The 21,269-nt window shown below is 66.3% G+C and carries 25 protein-coding genes; 4 read left to right on the top strand and 21 right to left on the bottom strand.

Annotated features, from left to right (window positions below):
• Positions 1 to 12 precede the first annotated feature (12 nt).
• The 8 genes from argE to ABIC51_RS29920 form a co-directional block, all read right to left on the bottom strand.
• Entirely contained in the window at positions 13 to 1,176 is a 1,164-nt protein-coding gene (argE, locus tag ABIC51_RS29955) for an acetylornithine deacetylase (RefSeq protein ID WP_354006743.1), read from the bottom strand.
• A complete protein-coding gene (locus ABIC51_RS29950) occupies positions 1,169 to 1,846 on the bottom strand; it encodes a DUF1028 domain-containing protein (protein ID WP_027792490.1) in 678 nt (225 codons plus the stop codon). Before ABIC51_RS29950 ends, argE begins: the two co-directional genes overlap by 8 nt.
• Positions 1,843 to 2,292 carry a RidA family protein gene (locus ABIC51_RS29945; protein ID WP_027792489.1) on the bottom strand — a complete coding sequence of 150 codons (450 nt, stop codon included), beginning with the start codon at positions 2,290 to 2,292 and terminating at the stop codon, positions 1,843 to 1,845. Before ABIC51_RS29945 ends, ABIC51_RS29950 begins: the two co-directional genes overlap by 4 nt.
• Positions 2,293 to 2,377: 85 nt before the next feature.
• Positions 2,378 to 3,718 carry a flavin-containing monooxygenase gene (locus tag ABIC51_RS29940; protein WP_060172001.1) on the bottom strand — a complete coding sequence of 447 codons (1,341 nt, stop codon included), beginning with the start codon at positions 3,716 to 3,718 and terminating at the stop codon, positions 2,378 to 2,380.
• A gap of 227 nt (positions 3,719 to 3,945) precedes the next feature.
• Positions 3,946 to 4,392, bottom strand: a complete 447-nt coding sequence (locus ABIC51_RS29935; RefSeq protein ID WP_124546998.1) for a hypothetical protein — start codon at positions 4,390 to 4,392, stop codon at positions 3,946 to 3,948.
• 157 nt (positions 4,393 to 4,549) lie between these two features.
• Positions 4,550 to 5,179 carry a hypothetical protein gene (locus tag ABIC51_RS29930; RefSeq protein ID WP_175854697.1) on the bottom strand — a complete coding sequence of 210 codons (630 nt, stop codon included), beginning with the start codon at positions 5,177 to 5,179 and terminating at the stop codon, positions 4,550 to 4,552.
• Between the two features lie 23 nt (positions 5,180 to 5,202).
• Positions 5,203 to 5,496: a RebB family R body protein gene (locus tag ABIC51_RS29925; protein ID WP_059695824.1), complete on the bottom strand. Its 294-nt coding sequence runs from the start codon at positions 5,494 to 5,496 to the stop codon at positions 5,203 to 5,205.
• A 105-nt stretch (positions 5,497 to 5,601) separates the two neighbouring features.
• The gene (locus ABIC51_RS29920) at positions 5,602 to 6,159 is read right to left on the bottom strand and encodes an RNA polymerase sigma factor (RefSeq protein ID WP_027792484.1); all 558 of its coding nucleotides are present in this window, start codon (positions 6,157 to 6,159) and stop codon (positions 5,602 to 5,604) included.
• Positions 6,160 to 6,369: 210 nt separating this feature from the next.
• Here ABIC51_RS29920 and ABIC51_RS29915 point away from each other — a divergent pair, with 210 nt between their 5' ends.
• Positions 6,370 to 7,239 carry a Crp/Fnr family transcriptional regulator gene (locus ABIC51_RS29915; protein ID WP_354006742.1) on the top strand — a complete coding sequence of 290 codons (870 nt, stop codon included), beginning with the start codon at positions 6,370 to 6,372 and terminating at the stop codon, positions 7,237 to 7,239.
• A gap of 76 nt (positions 7,240 to 7,315) precedes the next feature.
• Here ABIC51_RS29915 and ABIC51_RS29910 read toward each other — a convergent pair whose 3' ends face one another.
• The 7 genes from ABIC51_RS29910 to ABIC51_RS29880 all read right to left on the bottom strand — a co-directional run bounded on the left by ABIC51_RS29910 (position 7,316) and on the right by ABIC51_RS29880 (position 12,794).
• Entirely contained in the window at positions 7,316 to 7,639 is a 324-nt protein-coding gene (locus ABIC51_RS29910; RefSeq protein ID WP_027792482.1) for a RebB family R body protein, read from the bottom strand.
• 196 nt (positions 7,640 to 7,835) lie between these two features.
• The gene (locus ABIC51_RS29905; RefSeq protein ID WP_034196216.1) at positions 7,836 to 8,210 is read right to left on the bottom strand and encodes a RebB family R body protein; all 375 of its coding nucleotides are present in this window, start codon (positions 8,208 to 8,210) and stop codon (positions 7,836 to 7,838) included.
• Positions 8,211 to 8,400: 190 nt separating this feature from the next.
• Positions 8,401 to 8,733 (bottom strand): RebB family R body protein, encoded by a 333-nt coding sequence (locus ABIC51_RS29900; RefSeq protein WP_021157934.1) that lies wholly within the window; start codon positions 8,731 to 8,733, stop codon positions 8,401 to 8,403.
• Between the two features lie 109 nt (positions 8,734 to 8,842).
• Complete coding sequence (locus ABIC51_RS29895; protein ID WP_354006741.1) at positions 8,843 to 9,490, bottom strand: hypothetical protein; 648 nt, start codon at positions 9,488 to 9,490, stop codon at positions 8,843 to 8,845.
• Between the two features lie 385 nt (positions 9,491 to 9,875).
• Positions 9,876 to 10,640, bottom strand: coding sequence for a hypothetical protein (locus tag ABIC51_RS29890; RefSeq protein ID WP_354006740.1), 765 nt, complete (start codon positions 10,638 to 10,640; stop codon positions 9,876 to 9,878).
• Positions 10,641 to 10,646: 6 nt separating this feature from the next.
• Positions 10,647 to 11,078 carry a hypothetical protein gene (locus ABIC51_RS29885; protein WP_027792478.1) on the bottom strand — a complete coding sequence of 144 codons (432 nt, stop codon included), beginning with the start codon at positions 11,076 to 11,078 and terminating at the stop codon, positions 10,647 to 10,649.
• An 87-nt stretch (positions 11,079 to 11,165) separates the two neighbouring features.
• Positions 11,166 to 12,794 (bottom strand): tyrosinase family protein, encoded by a 1,629-nt coding sequence (locus tag ABIC51_RS29880; RefSeq protein ID WP_027792477.1) that lies wholly within the window; start codon positions 12,792 to 12,794, stop codon positions 11,166 to 11,168.
• Between the two features lie 929 nt (positions 12,795 to 13,723).
• On the opposite strand from ABIC51_RS29880, the gene ABIC51_RS29875 reads away from it, so the two are divergent.
• Positions 13,724 to 13,879, top strand: coding sequence for a hypothetical protein (locus ABIC51_RS29875; protein WP_021157927.1), 156 nt, complete (start codon positions 13,724 to 13,726; stop codon positions 13,877 to 13,879).
• Positions 13,880 to 14,088: 209 nt separating this feature from the next.
• Positions 14,089 to 15,102 carry a tryptophan--tRNA ligase gene (gene trpS / locus ABIC51_RS29870; RefSeq protein ID WP_354006739.1) on the top strand — a complete coding sequence of 338 codons (1,014 nt, stop codon included), beginning with the start codon at positions 14,089 to 14,091 and terminating at the stop codon, positions 15,100 to 15,102.
• A 120-nt stretch (positions 15,103 to 15,222) separates the two neighbouring features.
• Here the strand turns inward: trpS and ABIC51_RS29865 are convergent, their stop codons facing one another.
• Positions 15,223 to 15,633, bottom strand: a complete 411-nt coding sequence (locus tag ABIC51_RS29865; RefSeq protein ID WP_021157925.1) for a VOC family protein — start codon at positions 15,631 to 15,633, stop codon at positions 15,223 to 15,225.
• 377 nt (positions 15,634 to 16,010) lie between these two features.
• Here ABIC51_RS29865 and ABIC51_RS29860 point away from each other — a divergent pair, with 377 nt between their 5' ends.
• Positions 16,011 to 16,457: a hypothetical protein gene (locus ABIC51_RS29860; RefSeq protein ID WP_354006738.1), complete on the top strand. Its 447-nt coding sequence runs from the start codon at positions 16,011 to 16,013 to the stop codon at positions 16,455 to 16,457.
• A 22-nt stretch (positions 16,458 to 16,479) separates the two neighbouring features.
• Here ABIC51_RS29860 and ABIC51_RS29855 read toward each other — a convergent pair whose 3' ends face one another.
• The 5 genes from ABIC51_RS29855 to ABIC51_RS29835 all read right to left on the bottom strand — a co-directional run bounded on the left by ABIC51_RS29855 (position 16,480) and on the right by ABIC51_RS29835 (position 21,062).
• The gene (locus tag ABIC51_RS29855; RefSeq protein WP_226191030.1) at positions 16,480 to 16,866 is read right to left on the bottom strand and encodes a VOC family protein; all 387 of its coding nucleotides are present in this window, start codon (positions 16,864 to 16,866) and stop codon (positions 16,480 to 16,482) included.
• 35 nt (positions 16,867 to 16,901) lie between these two features.
• Complete coding sequence (locus tag ABIC51_RS29850; protein ID WP_226230672.1) at positions 16,902 to 17,495, bottom strand: SMI1/KNR4 family protein; 594 nt, start codon at positions 17,493 to 17,495, stop codon at positions 16,902 to 16,904.
• Positions 17,496 to 17,566: 71 nt separating this feature from the next.
• Entirely contained in the window at positions 17,567 to 18,487 is a 921-nt protein-coding gene (locus tag ABIC51_RS29845; RefSeq protein ID WP_136470613.1) for a bestrophin family protein, read from the bottom strand.
• Positions 18,488 to 18,650: 163 nt separating this feature from the next.
• Positions 18,651 to 19,658, bottom strand: a complete 1,008-nt coding sequence (gene cydB, locus ABIC51_RS29840; protein WP_136470612.1) for a cytochrome d ubiquinol oxidase subunit II — start codon at positions 19,656 to 19,658, stop codon at positions 18,651 to 18,653.
• A gap of 3 nt (positions 19,659 to 19,661) precedes the next feature.
• Positions 19,662 to 21,062 (bottom strand): cytochrome ubiquinol oxidase subunit I, encoded by a 1,401-nt coding sequence (locus ABIC51_RS29835; protein WP_027792471.1) that lies wholly within the window; start codon positions 21,060 to 21,062, stop codon positions 19,662 to 19,664.
• Positions 21,063 to 21,269 lie beyond the last annotated feature (207 nt).

Raw genomic sequence — 21,269 nt, 5'->3', positions numbered from 1 at the left:
GCAGTGACGGTTTCAGGCGGCCGACGACAGATACGCAGCCAGCCGACGCAGCATCGCGTCGCATCCATGCAGCTGGTCTAGCGTGACGAACTCGTCGGGCTTGTGCCCCTGGTCCATGCTGCCGGGCCCGCATACGACTGCCGGAATCCCGGCCTGCCCGAACAGCCCGCCCTCGGTGCCGAATGCGACCGTGCCGAACGCATCGGAACCGCTCAGCATCGCGAGCAGGCGCGCGGCCTCGCTGTCCGGCGCCGTGGCCAGCCCCGGATACGCGCCCAGCGGCTGCAATCGAATGTCGGTGTCGGGCTGCACCGCACGCATTCCCGGCAACAGTTCGGATTCCGCATAGTCCTGCAGCTTCCGCGGCACGTCGTGCGCATCGAAATCCGGCAGCGCACGCACCTCGAAGTCGAACTCGCATTCGGCCGGCACGATGTTCAGCGCGCGGCCGCCCTTGATCAGCCCCGTCTGCACGGTCGAGAACGGCGGATCGAAGCGGCCGTCGTGCCGTTCGGGCCGCGCGAGCGCCGCGCCGATCTCGCCGAGCCGGCCGATCAGCTTCGCCGCATAGTCGATCGCGTTGACGCCCGACGGCGCGTACGCCGAATGGCACGCGGCCCCCTTCACGTGGCAGCGCATCGCGAGCTTGCCCTTGTGGCCGAGCACCGGCTTCAGTTCGGTCGGCTCGCCGATCAGGCACAGGCGCGGCCGGTGCGCACGCGCGGCCAGTGCGTCGAGCATCGGCCGCACGCCGAGGCAGCCGACTTCCTCGTCGTACGAGAACGCGAGATGCACGGGCACGCGCAGCGGCCGTGCGACGAACGCCGGCACGGCCGCGAGCGCCGACGCGATGAAGCCCTTCATGTCGGCCGTGCCGCGCCCGTACAGGCGGCCGTCGCGCTCGGTCAGCCGGAACGGCTCGACCGTCCACGCCTGCCCGTCGACCGGCACCACGTCGGTATGGCCCGACAGCGCGATGCCGCCGCGATCGCGCGGCCCGATCGTCGCGTACAGGCTCGCCTTCGTCCGTTCCGCGTTGTAGAACAGTTCGCTCTCGACGCCGAAGCCCGCGAGATAGTCGCGGATGAAACCGATCATCTCGAGATTCGAATCGCGGCTGACCGTCGCGAAACCGATCAGCCGCTCGAGCAACGCGCGGCTCGACGTGTCATTCATCGCCCGGCACTCCGTAGCTCGGCGCGGCGGTCGGGTTCAGCGCGCGCGTCTGGTAGTCCTGCATCTGCGGCCGATACGCCCGCCACAGCGCATCGAGCTGCCCGACCGGATCGGCATCGGCCCAGTCGACGCGCAGGTCGACGATCGGCCAGGTCACGTCGCCGGCCACCTTCAGCGCGGCCGAGTGCACCGGCCCCGCCTCGCCGCCGGCCGCGATCGCCGCGTGCATCGCGGCGAGCAGGCGATCGGCGAGCAGGCCGGGCGCCTGCTCGAAGGCGCGCGCCATCGCGTCGATCACGTCCGGCGAAGCCAGCAGGTTGCCGGCCGCCACGCACTGTTCGCCGCGCACCGCGTGATGCGTGCCGAGCGCTTCCTTGCCGGTGAAGCATGCGGTCTGCCCCTGCCCGTCGATCACCGTGACCTGCCGGTACTGGCTCCAGCCGTTCGCGCTGAGCGCGCGGTCGAGCGCCGCGGCGGGCGCGAGCTGTTCGTGCTCGATCAGGTCGAGGATCTGCGGGCCGAGCGCCGGCAGCGTGATGTTCTGCGTCGCGACGGCGCCGACGCCCGCGCGCACCCACGGGCAGCGCGCGCCCACCGCGATGCTCGACGAGCTGATCGCGATGCCGAGCTGGCCCGTCTCCGGGCAGCGCCCGACGATGGAGAAAGTCATGTCGCCTCCCGGGCGCCGTTCGGCTGCCAGTTGTCCGGAATCACGGCGATCACGTCGATTTCCATCAGCCACTGCGGCTGGCCGAGCGCGGACACGACGAGCCCCGTCGAGATCGGATACACGCCCTTCAGCCACTTGCCGACTTCCTGGTACACCGGCTCGCGATAACGCGGGTCGATCAGGTAGGTCGTCGTCTTCACGATGTGCGTGAGGTCGCTGCCGGCTTCCTCCAGCAGCTGCCTGACGTTCTTCATCGCCTGCTCGGCCTGCGCGCGCGGGTCGCCGAGGCCGACCAGGTTGCCGTCGAAGTCGGTGCCGACCTGGCCGCGCACGTAGACGGTGTTGCCGGCCCGCACGGCCTGGCACAGGTCGTTGTCGAGCGTCTGGTTCGGGTAGGTATCCTTCGTGTTGAACATGCGGATACGGGTATGGGTCGGTTGGCTCATCGAAATCCTTCAGTCGTCAGGGGGCACGCCGCCGCACCGGGCGCGAACACGATCGCGGTGCGGCAGGCGGGCGGCATGGGGTCGGTCAGTTGACCGCGTCGGCGAGCGGCTGCGCGTCGGCGTGCGACGCGGCGCCGCCCGGCTCCGGGCGCGATGCCGAGCGGCGCTGCGATGCGTCGTGGTATTCGAGGTAGGTGCGCTGCGTCGCGATGTGATCGGCGATGTGCCGCGCGTCGTGCCACACGCCCCAGATGAAGCTGGAGCCGCGCCGCGACAGCCACGGCAGCCCGAGGAAATAGATGCCCGGCTCCTTCGACACGCCGCGCTGGTGCCGCGGCTTGCCGTTCGCGTCGAACGCATCGACCTTCAGCCAGCCGTAGTCGACCGCATATCCCGTCGCCCAGACGATCGACGTGACGCCCGCGCCAGCGAGGTCGAGCGCGAGGATCGGGTGCGCGACGCAGTCCGGGTTCGGCAGAATGTGACGGGCGTCGGGTTCGGCCGGCAGGTCGAGGCCGTTGCGGGCCGCATAAGCGTCGGCCGCGTCGAGCAGCGACAGGTAGTTCTCGTCGCCGCGCGCGAGGTTGATCGCGAGGTCGCGCTCGAACGTCGCCACGCCGCCGCTGAACGACTTCGTCAGCCCGACGAGCGTCACGCCCTGGTTCGCGAGCTTGCGGAAATCGACCGTATGGCCGCCGCGCGCGCCGCTCACCGCGATCGTCACGTGTTCGCGGCCGGGCGTCGCGACTTCCTTGTCCCATTCGCCGAGCACGCCGAGCCACCAGCAGAAGTCGCGGCCGCGATACGCGCGCGGCGGGCGGTCGTGCGGGCCGACCGACAGGTAGACCCGGCGGCCCGCGCGCTGCAGCTCGTCGGCGATCTGCACACCCGACGAACCCGCGCCGACCACCAGCACCGCGCCGTCCGGGAGCTGGCCCGGGTTGCGGTAGTCGGCGGAATGGAGCTGCACGAGGCGCGCGTCGTCCGGCGCGATCGGCGGAATCACCGGGCGCTGGAACGGCCCCGTCGCGACGACCACGCGGTTCGCCTCGATCGTGCCGTCGGACGTCTCGACGACGAAGCCCGGCTTGCCCGTATTGCGCACGACCCGCTTCACCTCGACGCCGGTGCGGATCGGCGCGTCGAACTTGCGCGCATAGGCTTCGAAGTAGTCCGCGACCTGGTCTTTCGACGCGAACGCGTCGGGGTCGAGGCCGTCGAATTCGAGCCCCGGGAAGCGGTCGTGCCACGCGGGGCCGTTGGCGACCAGCGAATCCCAGCGCCCGGTGCGCCAGCGTTCGGCGATGCGGCTGCGCTCCAGCACGAGATGCGGCACGCCCAGCTTGCCCAGGTGCTCGCTCATGGCCACGCCGGCCTGACCGGCGCCGACGACGAGCGTATCGATTGAGGTTGTTTCGACTGCCACGGCTGTCTCCTTCTGAAGTGCGGCTCGGCGCGACGCGCGTGCTGTCGCTCGAGCTGGAATGGAGACATTCTGCTGACACGCCGCTTGCGGCGAAATGATGATTTTTGTTGGTGTTGATGAGCAAAAAGCTGGGGGGCGCGCGGGCGGCGAGCGGCACGGGACGACGCGCCCGTGTTGCACCGGCGCCCGCCCGGACGGCGGGCGCCGGCTTCAACCGGTCGCGCCGGCTACGCGTTCGTCCATGGGCCGGCGCCCTGCCGATACTGGATCACGCCGCCGTTGATCCGCACCCGCAGGTTGCCGTCCGGCAGCTGCACCCAGTTCTGCATGTCGAGGCTCAGCATCAGCGCGGCGAAGAAATCCCGCAGTTGTTGCGACTGGCTGGCCTGCCAGAGATCGATGCGCCCGAGGCAGGTACGCAGGTCGCCGCTCTGCTGCATGATCGTCTCGACCTGCCCGGCCACGTTCGCCGACGGGTCGTACACCTTCGTACCGTCGTCGCTGACGATCGACAGATGGATCGCGCGCACCGACGCCGGCTGGCCCGGCGTCTGCTCGACGAGCGCGATGCAGCTCGTCATCGCGCCGAAATCGATTTCCGACGCATCTCCCCAGATGCGCTCGCCAACCGCCAGCGGCGCGGGACCTTGTACGTTCTGAATGTCGTAGGGCATGGGTTCCTCACTTGACTCGATGGGACTGCCGGTGGCGGGAACGACGCGTGTCCGGGAAAGCGGACACGCGTCGTTCCCGCCGCTCACATCCCGCGTCGGGCCTGACGGCCCGGCGGGTCGTGTCGATTGATTCCTGGTCGCCGCGCGCGGTCGCGCGCTACGCACCCTTCTTGTCCAGCAGCGCCTGATACCGCTGCAGGCTCTCGTCGATCTTGTCGAGCGCGACGCTCGCGGCCTCGCCTTCGATCGCCTCCGCGGCACCCGCGACGACCGCCGCCGTCGCGACGAACAGGTCCGTCAACAGCAGGCCCACCGCATCCATCGCCATCCCGCGCACGTTCTCGTCGATGGTCTTCTGCGCCAGGTCCTTCATCAGCACGCTCTTGCCCGCGATCGCCAGCGACGTCGACGCCTCGAAGTAGTTGGCCGCCGCCTGCGCGACCATCCCGCCCGCCTGCGTGATCATCATGTTCGGGCCGACGGCGATCTGCGTCGTCGCGTAGGACGCCGCCTCCGCGTTGATCGCCTGCACGGTCTGCAGCGCCGAACCGCCGCCCCCGGCCGGATCGGCGACCTGGTTCGGCGCCTTCAGCGCATCGGTGAGCCTGCGCAGCCGGTTGACCGGCCATGCGCGCGCGCCGGCTTTCGGCGCCGCGACGGGCGGCGCGACATCGGCGGGTATCGTTGCGTCGGCCGGCGTCGTTGCGCCTGCTGCCGCGGGCGCGCCATCGTGCGGCGCCTGCGGCGCACCGTCGCCGCGCCCGCCCCAAAGGCCTTTCATGTTCATGGTTCAGGTATCCCGAGAGTCGACTAATGCGTGGAACCCGTCTGCGGCCCGGCCGCCGGCGCTTGCGCCGCGCCGCCCGCTGGCGGCTTCGGCGACGCCTCGACGGACAGGATCATGGCCACCGCCTTCGACACGACGGCGTTCGAAATCTGGTTCAGCGCCGCCTGCTGCTGCGTCATGTTCTGCGCCGAGATGCCGACGGCCTGGCTGAACATCTGGTAAAGCATGCCCAGCGCCTGGGCCGGGGATCCCGCGACGACGTTGACATTAGTCTGCGTCAGCGCGTCGGTAACCTGCTCATTGACTTTGTCTGCCACGAGGCCTCCTCGGATCTCGGCTCCGGCATGCGATTGAAGGAACGGCGGGCCATCGACGCCGCGCATGCCGTTAGGAACGCTGCATGCCCGCGTTCGTGAACGCGCTCACGCGAGTTCCTCGCGCAATTTCCTGCGCAGCAGCTCGACACGCTTCCTGGCCAGCGGCTCGTTGATCCCGAGCGTCGCCGCGATGTGCAGATAGGGCCGGTCCTCCTCGAACTTCAGCGTGAACAGCATCTGCTGCTGCGAGGAGAGCGTGGACAGCACCTGCTCGAGACGCAGCAGCTGTTGCCGGAGCAGCAGCTGCTGCTCCACCGACGGCGCGTGGCCGGCCAGCTCGACGGTGTGATCGTCGTCCCAGCCCGGGTCGAACTCGAGCATGCCGCTTTCGCGCACACGGCGGCGCGCGCCGTCGAGGAACGCGTGGTTCAGCGCCAGAAAGAGAAAGCCGGCCAGGTTCCGGACGCGCTCGGGCGAACGTTGCAGGTAGATGTGGACCTTGAGCGCGGTATCGGAGAGCAGTTCGTCGGCACGGTGGATATCGCCCTTGCACAACAGGCGCGCGCGGCGCCGCAATTTCCCCTGCATTTCCCGCCACGTGTGATCGAGCTGCTGCGCCGGCGACTCAGGCGTCGAAACAGCGTGCTGGTTCGAGGTTGTCATCCCGTGCCTTCCTTTTTTATGGAAAACACAGAATCGATTCGACGCCGGGAATGGCGCTGTTACCCGCGTAACACCGTTTTAAAGATAATCGCTTCGTGTAAATTTTCTTGATTATTGTGAACGGAAACTTTAATTCACCGGCATATCCTCATCCGTCGTTTCGGGCGCGCCGCCGAGCGTAACCAATGGCATTTCGATGAAAAATGGCGATTGCCGCCGCGACGTGATTACGCCGGCACGCTGCTGTCGATGTCGGTCGACCAAAGGTCCCTGGCGCCGAAGCAAAACCGTATCGGGATCGCTTTCCCATTATCTGGTTATTTTCATCATTCATTTTTCACGCAATGCCAAAGGCAGCGTTTTTCGCTAGGTGGCCGCATCGTCAAACAACCTTGCACGGAAAACATGCCTGCCCTCGTCAACGGTCGAACGCTGTGCAATATCCCGATACTCGCCGATCTTCCGGAAAGCCTGCTCGCTCACATCGAGCGGCATCTCGCGCCCTGGCCTGAACACGGCAATCGCCTGTTGTTCTTCAAGGGCGATCCGGGCGATTTCGTCGCCTTCGTGCACTGCGGCCGCGTGTACAAGACGCTGCACGAACCCGGCGGACGCGAACTCATTCTCGGCCACTCGTTGCCGGGCGAACTCATCGGCGAAAACACGCTGGTTCGCGCCCACCGGCGCAGCTTCACCGCGCAGTTGAGCCCCGACTGCCGCGTGTCGCTGCTGCATCGCCAGTATTTCGCGCCGCTGCTGGCCAACGCGGATTTCATGGAGCGCATCCACGAGCAGCTGTGCCGGCACGTGCACCAGCTGAGCGACTTCGTCGAATCGACGTGCCTGTACCGGCTCGAAGCCAGGCTCGCGCGCCATCTGCTGAACCGCATGCAAGGGAACGATCTCGAGGTGAGGCTGCCGGAGAGCCAGAGCATCCTCGCCGCGATGCTCAACGTCAGCCGGCCGCGACTGAACAGCAGCCTGCGGAAGATGCAGCGCGACGGCCTGATCCGGCTTCACGCGCACGGCGTGACGATCGAAAAACCGGAGCAGCTGCGGACCATCGTCAACGCCAATTGACGCGCCGGGCGCATGCGCCGCGACGCCGCGGCGGCAGGAAGTCGCGCGCGCCGGGTTGCGCGGCGCGCGGTGAAGATCAGCCGCGCCAGTGGCCGATGGCGTTCATCAACTGCGCGACGGCGGTCAGTTGCGACGCAAAGTTGTCGTTCGCGGAGCGCGCCGCGGCGGCCACCGCCACCGGCGAGCCGGCGTAGAGCTGCATGACGCCGACGGTCGTGGCGGCGAGGTTGGACATCGCCTGGTTCGCCTGCATCTGCACCGCGTTGTGAAGCAGGATCGCGGACGCATGGCTGTTGGACTGCATGAGCGTGCCCAAGGCCACGGCGGGCGCTTCGCCCACCACCTTGACGTTGGCTTGCGTGACCGCATCGGTCACCGCGGCGGAAACCTGTTCCGGCATGTCGTTGCTCCTGGTTTGCCCGCCCGCTGCGATGCAGTCACGGCGAACGCATGAATGGGTCGGTCGGCGGCGTGCGCCGATCGATAGCATCGGTGCGCGAGAGCGCTCGCCGTCGCGAGCGCCGGGATGACGACAGGCGCCGGGCGGCGGCCGCGAAGATCAGGGCCGCCGCCCGGCGTCGACGCCGGGTTACGCGTCAGGCCAGCGCCTTGCCGAGCGCGAGCACATCGGCCAGCACGGACAGCACGCCGTTCGAGCCGATTTCCGTCGCGGCGGCGCCGGCGCTCGCCGGCCCGAGCGTGTAGAGCTGCATCGTGCCCACGTTCGTCGAGGTCGGCAGCTGTACCGCGGCCTGCGACTGCTGCTGCACGGCGTTCTCGAACAGCACGCTGAGCGAATGGCTCTGGGCCTGGTACAGCGAGCCCGTTGCCATCGCCGGCGCTTCACCCACCACCTTGACGTTGGTCTGCGTGACGGCGTCGGTGATCGCGGCATTGACCGCGCACGTCTTGCAGTTGCAGGGGTCTTTCGGATCCTTCGAATCCGTCGGGGCGCTTGTATCATTTGCCATCGAATTTCTCCTGGTTTGCGAACGGGCGCCGCATCGAATCGGCTCTACCCGTCCTGTCGTTTGCTCCGGAACACCGCGCGGCACCGCTGTTCAGGCGCCGGCGGACGTGCTGCGGTTCGGCGGTGCGGCGGCGGTATCGGCGGCCCGAGCCGCTTGCGCCGCCGCTCGACCGCGGCGTGGCGACCGCGCGTTACGGGCGCATCGCCTTCCCGATCGCGATCACGTCGGCCAGAATGGAAATGATCCCGTTCGCGCCGATTTCCGTGGCGGCCGCCCCCGCGCTTTCCGGCCCGATCGTGTAGAGCTGCATCGTCCCCACGTTCGTCGACGTCTGCGACTGGATCGCGGCCTGCGACTGCTGCTGCACCGCGTTCTCGAACAGGATGCTGAGCGAATGGCTCTGGGCCTGGTACAGCGAGCCCATCGCCATCGCCGGCGCCTCGGCGACCACCTTGACGTTGACCTGCGTGACGGCATCGGTAATCGCGGGATTGACCTGGCACACCTGACACGTATCACCCATTTTTTGCTCCTTGATTCACGTAGTTGAGAGGTCGCACATCGGGGGCCGGCCGGTCTCGCGTCCAGCCGCCGGACTTCAGCCGCTCGACTTCGACCGCATGCCCGGTGTGCTACTCCATGGACGCTGGCCCGGGGGTATCGTGAACAGAAGCGGCGGCGGTGGCGGCAGCGGCCGGTTCGTGCAGGTCAGCCGGACGGGCGCCGATGCGTTGCAGCCGCTCGTCGATCGCGTCGAGCCGCACGACGAGCCGTTCGGCAAGCGAATCGACGTAGTGCCGGAAGCAGGCGTCGATTTCCTGCCGGATGAGGCCGGTCAGCTGCTCGCCGATCACCGCCAGCGCCTCGCGGGTGCTGTCCTGGATGTCGGCCGCGCCGGATGCCGGTGCGTCGTCCGGCGGCTCGTGCGCGTCGAGTACGCCGGACACTTTCTGCTGTTCCGACGCCAGCATGCCGAGGGTCGTCTCGTTCTGCGCGTCGATCGTCTGCAGGATGCCGCGCATCTTCTCGTACGCCTTCTGCTGGTTGAGCTGCAGGAAATGCTTGACCTGCTCGCGCGCCTCCTGCCGGGTTTTCAAGCGCGGCAATGGCGGGGGCGCGGCGCTCGCCTGCGTGGCCGCGCCGGCCGCCGGGGCCGGCGCGGCCGCGTGACGACCCGGCAGCCGCTCGAGCAGCGCCCGTTCTTCAGCCGGCTCGAGGGGCCGTCCCAATCGCTTCTCCGCGAACTGCCGCAGCAACGGGTCGAGTGCGTCGTCGCTCATGGCTCACACCTCCTCGAGGTCGGCCCGCGGCGCCGGTGCGTGCGGTTCGGGTACGGATGGGCGCGGCGCAGGGGCGCCGACGTCGGCGTACTGCAATGGATATCGCATGGTGTTCTCCGGGAAATGGACAGGCGGCAGCCCCGCCGGAAATTTCGGCAGGACCGCTGCAGGGACGAACCGTGCGACGGGTCTGTGAAATTGGTTGTCGCCGTGCGTCGCGCCTACGCCGGCGGGCCATGCGCAGGCAAGCAGTGCCGCCGCGCATGCCGGCCGATACCGTTGCGCCCCGTTCGCCCGCTGCCCGGTGCGTGGTCTCTTTTATTGAAATCGACCTACGCCGCGATCATGTTCCGCCGAATTCGATCTCCAACCTGTTTTTGCGATCCTAAGTAATCTGGCCGTTCTTGTTTCGCAAGCGGCCTTTCAACGATTCCTCTGCGAGGGCGGCTCGATCGCTCAGGGCGTAGAACGCCAGCATGCTGACGAGCATCGCAAAGGCCACGCCGCTCGTATCCCAGCGCAGCCCCACGCTGAACGCCATTGCCCTGATCGCGGTCATGCCGAGCGCCATGACGAGCAACATCCCCGCGAATTCGAGCGCGACCCGCACCGGCGCCCGGACCAGCACGCGTACCGGGCCGCGTCGATGCCCGTCCTTGCGGTCGGCCTCGCGCCGAATCAACAGCGCCAGCATGGCCAGCATCGACATCGGGAACCACTGGAGATGGAGCACGAGCATGTTCCACATGGCACCGGTATCGAGCGTGCCGCCGCAGATGTCGAGAATGGCCTCGAGGGGCGCCCGCATCGCATCGAGCGTCAATCCCGCGCAGATGGCGGCCATGCACCAGCGCATCGACCGGCGCGCGCACCTGCCCGGCGATCCGCCTCTCGTCGCGTACCCCGCCACGCCGCAGGCAAGCGCACCGATGCCGTTCCATATCCAGCTGGAAGGGGCACCATGCAGCCGCGTCGGCAGGTCGCACGCCAGGTAGCCGAGGATCGCGAACGCCAGCGCGCCGCGCACGCGTTCGGGCATCGGGAGCATGGCCGTTCGCGCAGCCCCGGCCGCCACGCACGCGCGGATCGCGCCCGTCACCGTCGCCGGACGCCCGGCCGGGTCGGCCGGCGGAACACTCCGGGCAGTCATGGCCGTTCAGGCGGGATCTCGCATGACCGCGTACCACGAGCACACCACCCCGGCCGGCGCGACGCCGCCGTTGCCGCTCGCATGCGGAACCGTCCGGACGATCGAACCGGTCAGCGCCGGACGCTGGTTGATGCCGTTGGGCCAGGGCGCGCTCACGTACCCGACATAGTCGTAGACCCACTCCTCGCCGCTGACCACGCCGCGCCCCTGGAAGCGGACGGTGCCGGGATTCCCGTAGCTGATCCAGCCGTTGAGCTGCAGCTCCCATCCCGGGCCGAAAATGCGCCCCTTGAAGATGCCCGCCGGTGCCTGCGCGATCTCGATCGTGCCGAGGCCGAATTCCAGGTCGTTGAATGCGGTGGCCGGGTCGGGATCGTTCAGGAAACTGCGATAGGTCCACTGGCCCACCAGGCTGCCGGTTTCGGGTGTGTAGCTCATGCGCGCGCCTCCCCTTCATGTCCATGTCGTCGAAATACCGAAGTGAACCGGCGCCACGCGATGGCGCCGGTTCGTCACGCGCCGTCGTTACCGGACCTCGAGCCGGAACAGTTTCGGCGCGGCCTGCGGAGCCGCACCGGCGACGGCTTGCGAAACGGGCGGCGAAGCCGGTTGTGTCTGCAGGCGTACGCCTTCGCGCGTATGGATCTCGACGTCGTACTGGGCCCCCTCCACCGCACTCACCGAGAACTGGTCCAGCGGAAAGAACGCCTTCACTTCGAGGTGCGTCTGGCAGTTCGCGCAGTACTGCACGCTCCAGCGGCTCAGCACGGCCTCCGTGCCGAGCAGGTGCCGCTCGCCGTCCACGTTGACGTACGCGGAGACCAGGAACGACCCCGCGATCGGCGCGCGATTCAGCCCGGACACGCGCACGACCTTGCTGCTGTTGCCGGCCGGCACGGTCGTCGCCGCCAGCGAGAGCTTCGGCAGGTCTTCCAGCGAGCCGGGGCCGTACGTGTAGCCGAGCTGCTCCTCGATGTTGATGCAGTCGAGCGACGTATAGGCGCGCTCCTTGCCGTTCTCGCTCTTCTTGAACGGATCGAGCGGCGACGAGAGCGTGAGCCACGAGTTGGGCACCGTGCCCGGCGTCGGCCCCTGCGCGTCGACCGAGTTGGTGCCCGGATACTCGGCGATGACGTCGAGATGCTGCGTGAAGCCATGCCGCTTCTGCCACAGCCAGAACACGCGATCGATGAAGCAGTGATGGAAATAGAAGATCGGGTCGAGGCCCGCCGTGTCGTTTTCGCCCATGTCGCCGTTGGCGCCCGGAATCGGCGAGAGGTCACCCTTGTTCGGGCCGTGCGGCACGTCGAACCCGCCGACCGCCAGGTGAATCTTGTTGTGCGGCGACTCGAGCGGGACGACGGGAATCGCGCCTTCCGGCAGATTCTCGTTCCACTGGGCCGCGGACGTCGTGTTGGAAAACACCGTGTAGTTCGGCGCGTCCAGGCACTGCTCGAACTTGCGCTTCACGTTGGTCGGCACCACCTTGCCCTTCACGACGATGTAGGACGTGAGCCAGTCCACGATGTTCCGGTTCAGCAATACCACGTTCTCCTTGGCATCCTTGAACTTGGCGTTGTGCTTCTCGGTCGCGGCCCGGTCCTTGTCGGTACCCACGAGCCCCGACAACGGATAGCGAACCGTGACGTAAGGCAGCGGCTTGCTGTAGTTCGGATCGTCGCCGTTGATGTTGTCGGTGATCGCCCGGTTGAACGTGAAGGAGGCCAGCGGATTCGGAATCTTTTCGCCGTCGAGCTCGAAATCCGGGTCGGTCAGTGCCCACGGGATGCCTTTCGTCAGCGACTCTTCGCTGGTTTCGTCCCAGAACGGCAGCATCACCTGCTCGCAACCGGGGATGCTCTGCAGCGCCTGTTCCAGCCGCAGCAGGTACGCACGGTGCCAGGTGGGGAACAGCACGTTTCCGTGGTTGCAATAGCCGCCCCAGTAAGACGCCGAGCCCCAGCCGGCGCCGCGGAACGGCTCGCCGTGGAAGCCGCCGATCATGAAGAACGAGTTCGGATCGTCGGGCGGCAATGCCTTGATGCCTTTCCACGCGCGCATCAGGTCTTCCAGCGGCTTTTTGTTGCCTTTCAGATATTCGACTTGCAACGATTCGATCGACGGACGAACTCTGACTCCAGATGCGTTATTCATGATATATCCAGCCTCCTTCGTGGGTAGCATTAGGGCTTGGCCGCCAGGTTTTGAACGTAAGCAGGTAGTTAATAAAACATTTAAACTCGCGCTCAATCGAATTCGTTTTATTCAAATATCGCGTGGCATTTTGAAAGCATTAATCGGCGGGCCATGGGCGGGCCCGCGTGGCCACCTGATCGCCTCCATGGGCGCGGACACGCGCAACAGGCGTAGCACGCCCGCTGGGAAGGGGCTGCGCCTTCAGATCGTAGGGATGCCGTGGTGAGTCGATGCCACTTCGTCAGGCACCAATACCTGACAAAGTGACTGTGATACCCCGATAGCGTTTTATCCTGATTTGGTATGAGTAAATAAAGCAGATGGAATTGGTTTTAGCAAGGTCAAGGCGACCTTGAATCTCAAAAAAATTCGAAGGCGAAAATGATGATTGGCCCGTTTAATTTTCTTAAATAATCACACCCATTTACGACGCGAGAGTAAAAAACAGGCTCGGGATAATCACGGGAGCGCGACGGTGTTGACGAATGCAATCGACTGAAAGAAACCTTACGGTTGTCAGTTGCCGCGTATGCGGCTGAAAGCTCGTGGAGAACGGGCAAGGTTGCATCGCGGCATCTGGACGACGCTATCCCGAGCCGGTAGCGTCACGGCCATTCGACGCGCCCCCTGCGGTCCTGTCCCCGACAATTCTTGACTGTGTCCGCGCCGCCGAACTGGTAGGATGCCGGTCGCCTCGGCATGGATGGCCGCCAAAGGGTGTTCAACCGTCCCTTTTTATGCCCGCCAGCGGCCAACCCCGCCGTCCCGCCCGGGCGACACGGTGCCCGGCCGCACCCCAGCCCCCGTCGAACCCCGCAACACCCCGGCGTCGCCTCACCCGACCCGTTGCAGCAACCGTTGGAGTGGCGCCTCGCGCGCCAGCAAGCATGAAGAACTCGAAGCCGCCCACCCGCCTCCCGCGCGAGAAAGACCGTACGCCGCTGGTACGCGCCGGCGCGCTGTTGCTGATGGCCGGCCTGCTGTACCTGCTGTGGCCGTCGGCCGAAACCGCCTACCTTGCGATGGAGTCCGTCATCCGCTGACGCGGCACGTCCGTCCCCGCTCTACGCTATACTCGCGCAATGGAAACCCAACCCGCCTCGCCGAACGTGCATTGCTGGTGGCGCGCCTGACCCAGGCGGCCCGTTTCCTTTTGCATGTCCCAAACGTGATGCCGCCAGCCATGGCGGCATTTGCGTTTCTGCGCAGACGACATGGCTGGCGGCTTCGATAACCCGGAGCAACGACCAACATGACCCACCCGACCCGACCGACCATCCTCACCGGCGACCGCACGACCGGCCCGCTGCACCTCGGCCACTACATCGGCTCGCTGCGCGCGCGCGTGCAGATGCAGCACGAAGCGAAGCAGTTCCTGCTGCTCGCCGACACGCAGGCGCTGACCGACAACATGGGCCGCCGCCAGCGCGTCACCGAGAACGTGATCGAAGTCGCGCTCGACTATCTCGCCGTCGGCATCGATCCGGCAATCTCGACGATCGTCGTGCAGTCGCAGGTGCCCGAGCTCGCCGAGCTGTCGCAATACCTGCTCAACCTCGTCACGGTCGCGCGCCTCGAACGCAACCCGACCATCAAGGAAGAGATCCGCCTGCGCGGTTTCGAGCGCGACATCCCGGCCGGCTTCCTGACCTACCCGGTGAGCCAGGCGGCCGACATCACCGCGTTCAAGGCGACGCACGTGCCGGTCGGCGACGACCAGCTGCCGATGATCGAGCAGACCAACGAACTCGTGCGCCGCTTCAACGCGACGGTCGACCGGCCCGTGCTGGTCGAATGCGAGGCTGTGCTGTCGGCGGTCACGCGGCTGCCGGGGATCGACGGCAAGGCGAAGATGAGCAAGTCGCTCGGCAACGCGATCACGCTCGGCTCGACGCCGGACGAGATCACGCAGGCCGTGAAGGACATGTACACGGACCCGAACCACCTGCGCGTGAGCGATCCCGGCCAGGTCGAGGGCAATGTCGTGTTCACGTTCCTCGATGCGTTCGAGCCTGACGTGCAGAAGGTCGACAAGTTGAAGGCGCACTACCGTCGCGGCGGGCTCGGCGACAGCGTCGTCAAGCGCGTGCTGAACGAGCGGCTGCAGGCGCTGATCGAGCCGATCCGCGCGCGCCGCCGCGAATTCGAGGCCGACAAGGCCGAGGTGATGGCGATCCTGAAGCGCGGCACGATGCACGCGCGGGACGTGGCCGGCGCGACGCTCGCGGAGGTGAAGGGGGCGATGGGGTTGAACTACTTCGATTGAGCGGCGCAGGCCGCGCGTGCGTAAACGCGCGCCGCGCGCCGCGCGCCGGACAGTATCGGGCCGGCGCGCGGCGATCACCGCATCAGGCGCGCGTGCGTGCGTCGCTGCAACCGCCTCTCGTCACGATGCGTGCGCCGGCACGGACGCGTGGCACACCGCCTCGACCCGGTTGCCGGCCGGGTCGACGAGAAACGCCCCGTAGTAGTCGCCGTGATAATGCGGCCGCAAGCCGGGCTCACCGTCGGACTGCCCGCCCGTCGCGAGGCCGGCCTCGAAAAACGCATCCACCTGCGCGCGGCTCGCGGCCTTGAAGCACCAGTGCCGCTTGCTCACGCCGATTTCGGCGGGATCCAGGTAGATCGCGAGAAAGGTCGATGCGGTGTCGTTCGCATTGCAGCGTTCGCCGTAGCCGAGTGCGGTGCCCCGGTCATAGACCCGGGCCGCGCCCAGCGCGGCCATGATGGCATCGTAGAACGGGCGCGCCAGTTCGATATCCGGCACGCTGATTGACACATGATCAAGCAGTTGCATAGCATCTACTCCGTTGAAGGGCACACGAGTCTACATGAGCGCGACAATTCGCGCCGAAGCCACGCTGCCGCTCGTGGGCAATACCTGCACACCCGACACTGTCACACGCGATGTCGTTCATGGCGGTAGCGGGCCGTCCCTTGGTCCACTCCGCCGATGCCGCGCCCGCGCAACCCGCTATCGTTTCGCATGCGATCCACGGACGACGTTCTTCCGACTACATGCGTGGAGCACTTCGAGGTCGGCGGCCCGGTTTCTTGATAGGCTTCATTTCGGCTGCTCTCCTGTCCGGGAGCCTGGTCCTGGAAACCCGATCCGCACGGATTCCCGCAGGAACCGCCGCCTTCAACCTGCAACTACTTTGGGGACTCCGCCCAATGTCGGCCGACGAATCGATACACGCGTACCCGGGGGAAGCATCCACTTTCAATTGTGCGTGTTGTGGTAGCGAGACGAGGAGAATCACGGGCGAACTGCACCAAGGCGATTCAGTTGTTGGCGTCTACTTCGTCCAATGGGCAACCGGAAGGCCGGACCATCCGCCGATCATTGACCTCGTGTTGGGCGACTGGGGGGAAAGTGCCGGGCCTGCCGACCGCGTTCTGGTTTCATTGATCTATATTCCGCGCGAGGGAGGCGGTCCTGTCTCCATCGTGAACGCCGCGGAACGGGGTGTCGATAATTCCGGCTTGTTTGAATTCGCGCTTGCCCGGGAGCAGGTCATCGGTACGCCGCTGGCCCCGTTGGCGTTTCAGATGATCGATGCGCTCTGGATCACCGAGCCACGAATCGCAGAGGTCAAAGCACTGGACAACGTCGTGTAGATCAACCTCGAGAGGCGCGGCGTCACTTCATCTGCATCAGTTGAATCAGGTTCCCGCAGGTATCGTCGACGATCGCGACGCGCACAGGCCCCGCGTCCATCGGCTCCAGCGTGAAGCGGACGTCGAGATCCCTGAGCCGCGCGAATTCCGCATCGAGATCGTCGACCTGGAACGATGCCGCCGGAATGCCGTCCTCGTACAGCGCCTGCTTGTAAGGCCCGACCGCGCGATGGTTGCTCGGCTCGAGCAGCAGCTCGGTGCCGTCCGGCTGGTCCTTCGACACCACGGTCAGCCAGCGGTACCCGCCCACGGGCACGTTGTTCTTCAGCCTGAAACCGAGCTTGTCGGTATAGAACGTCAACGCCTTGTCCTGGTCGTCGACAAAAATACTCGTCACGTAGATCCGCATTTCAACCTCTCCTGACATAGCAGCCGTCGCCGCTGCTATTCTTCATCGAAATCGATGACAAACGCATAACCGCCGTCGATCAGCTGGCGCAGGTAACCGTCGAAGTCGTCGGCGATCACCGCATAGCTGTCGGGATCGTGCAGGAAGCGCACGACCTGCCCGACCTTGCCGCCCGCCGCCGGCTCGAAGTCGATGTAGAGTTGCGACGTGCCGCCGTTGTTCATGCAATGCGAGAAGCACAGCCGCCGGCTCATCGGCAGCGCGATGTCGATGCGTGGATCGACGAGTTCGCCGTCGTCGTTCGCGTCGTCGCCGTAGATCTCGGCGATGCTGTCGCGATACTTCGCCCCTTCCTCGAGCATCTGCGCGGCCGACAGCAGGTAATACGGGTATTCGTAGACGTCGGAGCCCAGCACCAGCACGTTGACCGTCGTGCCGCCGTAGTCGCGCCAGTAGGTGCCGTCGAGCGTGCCGAGCAGTTCGAGCAGGCTGGCCGGGCACTGCGGATACGCGGCACGCAGCGCGTCGAGCTGCGCGGGCGTCGCGCCCGTGGCGGCGGCGAGCGCCGCGTTGTCGGTGTCGGGCAGCACGGCACGCAGGCCGGCGAGATAGGTGTCGACGAGGGTCATCGCGTCAGATCCGAAGAACAGGCCAGCGCCATTCTAGCGCCCGACGCGACCCGCCCCTTCCGCGCACCTGCCTACGTGATCTGGTACGTCGACGCCGGCACGAATTCCTCCGGCAGCGGGCGATCGCCCAGTTCGAGCACCGACCGTTCGATCGTGCGCGCCATCGCATCGAGCGCCAGCGCGTTCGGCGCGAGGCCGAACGGCTCGGCCACCTCGTTCGCGATCGCCTCGAGTGCGATCAGCGTGTACGCGATGAACACGCAGATCAGCGGCGTGAAGAACTCCGTCGAATCGACGAGACCGAACGGCAGCAGCACGCAATACGCATACACGGTGCGATGCAGCAGCACGCTGTACGAGAACGGGATCGGCGTGGACAAGATGCGCTCGCAACCGCCGACCGATTTGCCGAGCTCGTCGAGTTGCGCCTCGAACATCCAGCAGGTCGCGTCGCTGCCGGGCGCGCGGCCCAGCGCGTGGACGATGCTGCCGCGCAGCTCGTCGAGGATCGCCACGGGCTTGAAACACTTGCCCGCGAGCGCGGCGGTGCGCTCCGCGCCGAGGATCCGCTGCAGGTCCTGCGTCGGATCGGTATGGCGAAGCTGATGCTTCAGCGCATAGGTGAACGCGATCAGCAGGTCGGCGAGCCGGTTGCGCTCGGCGTCGTCGACGCTGTCGGGCAGGTAGCGATTCAGTTGCGACGTCAGCGCGCGCGCCGCGATCAGCAGGTTGCCCCACAGATGCCGCGCCTCCTTGAACCGCTCGAAGCTCGCGTTGTTGCGAAACGCGAGGAAGATCGCGAGCGCCAGCCCGAACAGCGTGAACGGCGCGGTATTGAGGGGAATCTTCTCGCCGAAGATGCGCCCGTTCGTGAAGACCGCCAGCGTGCTGACGATCGCCATGAACACGAGCTGCGGAATGATCGATTGCAGCACGGAGCCGTTCCAGACGAACAGCATCCTGAGCCAGTTTTGTCGTGGTCGGACGATCATGGTGTTTTCTCGACTGCCAGGGAAATACGCGATACGGCACGCCGGCGCCCGATGCGCAGCGGCCCGCGCGTGGCGGGCCGCTGTCGGGTGGGTGCCGGGCCGGGCGCCATGCTGCGCGAGATGATACGCCCGCGCGCGCCGCGCCCGTCACATCATGCGGCGCTCAGTGATAACCGACGTCGCCCTCGCGCACCTTGCCGCGGAACACGCGGTACTGCATCGCGTTGTACACGAGGATGATCGGCAGCACGATCACGGTGCCGATCAGCGCGAACTTCTGGCTCGAATGGCTCGACGATGCATCCCAGATCGACAGCGACGGCGGCACGATGTTCGGCCAGATGCTGATCACGAGCCCCGTGTAGCCGAGGAACACGAGCGCGAGCGTCAGCAGGAACGGCGTCGCCTCGTGCGCGCGCTTCACCGAGTGGAAGATGCCCCACACGCACGCGATGACGAGGATCGGCACCGGCAGGAACCAGCCGAGGTTGCCGCTGCCGAACCAGCGGTGCGCGACGGCCGGCAGCCCGATCACGGTCCACAGGCTGACCACGCCCATCACGGCGAGCAGCACACCCGCGAGCGGCTTCATCAGGAGCCGCATCTTGCGCTGCAGCTCGCCGTCGACCTTCAGGATCAGCCAGCCGCAGCCGAGCGTCGCATACGTGACGAGCACGCCGATCCCGCACATCAGGCTGAACGGCGACAGCCAGTCGAACGGCCCGCCCGCGAACTGGTTGTTCACGATCTTGATCCCCTGCAGCAGCGAACCGAGCACGATCCCCTGGCAGAACGCCGCGAGCGCGGAGCCGCCGATGAACGCGAGATCCCACATGTGTTGCGTGCGGGTGGCCTTCGCGCGCAGCTCGAACGCCGCGCCGCGAAAGATCAGCCCGACCAGCATCAGCACCAGCGGCAGGTAGTTCGCGGGCAGCAGCGTCGAATAGACGACCGGGAATGCGCCGTAGAGCCCCGCGCCGCCGAGCACCAGGAACGTCTCGTTGCCGTCCCACACCGGCGCGACGGTGTCGAGCATCACCTGGCGCTCGGCCTTCGCATCGAAGAACGGGAACAGCAGGCCGATGCCGAGATCGAAGCCGTCCAGCATCACGTAGATGAATACACCGAGGCCGATGATCGCGGCCCACACGACAGGAAGATCGATTTGCATGGCTTACTCCGCTTCGGTCACGTTCAGCGGCGTGGACAGCGCGCTCTTGCGCAGCCCCGGATGCCGGTGCAGCTCGATATACCCGGCCTGGGCAGCCGGCCCGCGCTTCATCAGTTTCAGCATGTAGTAGACACCCGTTCCGAACACCAGGAAATACACGACCACGAAGATCAGCAGTGACACGCCGACCTGCTGCGCGCTGAGCGGCGCGACGGAATCGACGGTGCGCAGCACGCCGTACACGGTCCACGGCTGCCGCCCGACCTCGGTCGTGATCCAGCCGGCCAGCAGCGCGACGATGCCGGAAGGCCCCATGCAGACCACGAACCACTGGAACCAGCGCGTTTCATAGAGGCGCCCGCCCTTTCTCAGCAGCAGCCCGAGCAGCGCGGTGAGCAGCATCAGCATCCCGAGGCCGGCCATGATCCGGAACGTCCAGAAGATGATCGGCGAGTACGGGCGGTCCTGCGGCGGGAATTCCTTCAGCCCGCGAATCTCGCCGTCCCAGCTGTGCGTGAGGATCAGGCTGCCGAGGTGCGGCACCTGGATCGCATAGCGCGTGGTTTCGGCCTGCATGTCGGGCAGCCCGACGAGGTTCAGCGCCGTGCCGCCCTTCTCGGTTTCCCACAGCCCTTCGATCGCCGCGATCTTCGCCGGCTGGTATTCGCGCGTGTTCAGCCCGTGCGCGTCGCCGACGACGATCTGGATCGGCGCGAGCACCAGCAGCATCCACAGCGCCATCGAGAAGCTGCGCTTCACCGGCTCGTCGCGGCGCCCCTTCAGCAGGTGCCACGCGCCGCACGCGGCGACGATGAAGCCCGCGACGATGAACGCCGCGATCGTCATGTGCACGAGACGGTACGGGAACGACGGGTTGAACACGATCTTGAACCAGTCGACCGGCACGACGAGGCCGTTCTCGATCTTGTAGCCCTGCGGCGTCTGCATGAAGCTGTTCGACGCGAGGATCCAGAATGTCGAGATCAGCGTGCCGACCGCGACCATCAGCGTCGCGAAGAAGTGGGCGCGCGGGCTCACGCGCTGCCAGCCGAACAGCATCACGCCGAGGAAGCCGGCTTCGAGGAAGAACGCCGTCAGCACTTCATAGGTGAGCAGCGGGCCCGTGATGTTGCCCGCGACGCGCGAGAAGCCGGCCCAGTTCGTGCCGAATTCGTACGCCATCACGACGCCGGAGACCACGCCCATCCCGAAGCCGATCGCGAAGATCTTCGACCAGAACTGGAACATGGATTTATAGGCGGCGTCGCCGGTGACGAGATAGCGCCATTCCAGCACCGCCAGGAAGCTCGCCATACCGATGCTGATCGCGGGAAACACGATGTGGAACGACACCGTGAATGCGAATTGCAATCGTGCGAGATGGAACGCATCGAAGATTTCCATGACCGTAATTTGCTCGTGTTTGTGAGGATGTCCGCCCGAAGCAGGAAATCGCGCGACGGCTTGCCGACGACACATGCGAATACAAAACGGTCACTCGCATGGCATCGAAGCGTGAATGACGATATCGCGTTTGCAACGATACTCGCAATCGTTCGAACGTGCGCTGAAACTGTGCTGCTTCCGTTGCCGAAGATGTGTGTACGGAAA

The organism is Burkholderia sp. 572, from assembly GCF_040545135.1.
Classification (GTDB): domain Bacteria; phylum Pseudomonadota; class Gammaproteobacteria; order Burkholderiales; family Burkholderiaceae; genus Burkholderia; species Burkholderia cepacia.
Note: the sequence above shows the minus strand (reverse complement) of the source record. Positions and strands in the feature narration are given on the sequence as shown.

Excerpts from the sequence above, each read along its gene's own strand:
- argE (WP_354006743.1), bottom strand. The coding sequence starts at position 1,176 with ATGAATGACACGTCGAGCCGCGCGTTGCTCGAGCGGCTGATCGGTTTC.
- ABIC51_RS29950 (WP_027792490.1), bottom strand. The coding sequence starts at position 1,846 with ATGACTTTCTCCATCGTCGGGCGCTGCCCGGAGACGGGCCAGCTCGGC.
- ABIC51_RS29945 (WP_027792489.1), bottom strand. The coding sequence starts at position 2,292 with ATGAGCCAACCGACCCATACCCGTATCCGCATGTTCAACACGAAGGAT.
- ABIC51_RS29935 (WP_124546998.1), bottom strand. The coding sequence starts at position 4,392 with ATGCCCTACGACATTCAGAACGTACAAGGTCCCGCGCCGCTGGCGGTT.
- ABIC51_RS29930 (WP_175854697.1), bottom strand. The coding sequence starts at position 5,179 with ATGAACATGAAAGGCCTTTGGGGCGGGCGCGGCGACGGTGCGCCGCAG.
- ABIC51_RS29920 (WP_027792484.1), bottom strand. The coding sequence starts at position 6,159 with ATGACAACCTCGAACCAGCACGCTGTTTCGACGCCTGAGTCGCCGGCG.
- ABIC51_RS29910 (WP_027792482.1), bottom strand. The coding sequence starts at position 7,639 with ATGCCGGAACAGGTTTCCGCCGCGGTGACCGATGCGGTCACGCAAGCC.
- ABIC51_RS29905 (WP_034196216.1), bottom strand. The coding sequence starts at position 8,210 with ATGGCAAATGATACAAGCGCCCCGACGGATTCGAAGGATCCGAAAGAC.
- ABIC51_RS29900 (WP_021157934.1), bottom strand. The coding sequence starts at position 8,733 with ATGGGTGATACGTGTCAGGTGTGCCAGGTCAATCCCGCGATTACCGAT.
- ABIC51_RS29895 (WP_354006741.1), bottom strand. The coding sequence starts at position 9,490 with ATGAGCGACGACGCACTCGACCCGTTGCTGCGGCAGTTCGCGGAGAAG.
- ABIC51_RS29890 (WP_354006740.1), bottom strand. The coding sequence starts at position 10,640 with ATGACTGCCCGGAGTGTTCCGCCGGCCGACCCGGCCGGGCGTCCGGCG.
- ABIC51_RS29885 (WP_027792478.1), bottom strand. The coding sequence starts at position 11,078 with ATGAGCTACACACCCGAAACCGGCAGCCTGGTGGGCCAGTGGACCTAT.
- ABIC51_RS29880 (WP_027792477.1), bottom strand. The coding sequence starts at position 12,794 with ATGAATAACGCATCTGGAGTCAGAGTTCGTCCGTCGATCGAATCGTTG.
- ABIC51_RS29875 (WP_021157927.1), top strand. The coding sequence starts at position 13,724 with ATGAAGAACTCGAAGCCGCCCACCCGCCTCCCGCGCGAGAAAGACCGT.
- trpS (WP_354006739.1), top strand. The coding sequence starts at position 14,089 with ATGACCCACCCGACCCGACCGACCATCCTCACCGGCGACCGCACGACC.
- ABIC51_RS29865 (WP_021157925.1), bottom strand. The coding sequence starts at position 15,633 with ATGCAACTGCTTGATCATGTGTCAATCAGCGTGCCGGATATCGAACTG.
- ABIC51_RS29860 (WP_354006738.1), top strand. The coding sequence starts at position 16,011 with ATGTCGGCCGACGAATCGATACACGCGTACCCGGGGGAAGCATCCACT.
- ABIC51_RS29855 (WP_226191030.1), bottom strand. The coding sequence starts at position 16,866 with ATGCGGATCTACGTGACGAGTATTTTTGTCGACGACCAGGACAAGGCG.
- ABIC51_RS29850 (WP_226230672.1), bottom strand. The coding sequence starts at position 17,495 with ATGACCCTCGTCGACACCTATCTCGCCGGCCTGCGTGCCGTGCTGCCC.
- ABIC51_RS29845 (WP_136470613.1), bottom strand. The coding sequence starts at position 18,487 with ATGATCGTCCGACCACGACAAAACTGGCTCAGGATGCTGTTCGTCTGG.
- cydB (WP_136470612.1), bottom strand. The coding sequence starts at position 19,658 with ATGCAAATCGATCTTCCTGTCGTGTGGGCCGCGATCATCGGCCTCGGT.
- ABIC51_RS29835 (WP_027792471.1), bottom strand. The coding sequence starts at position 21,062 with ATGGAAATCTTCGATGCGTTCCATCTCGCACGATTGCAATTCGCATTC.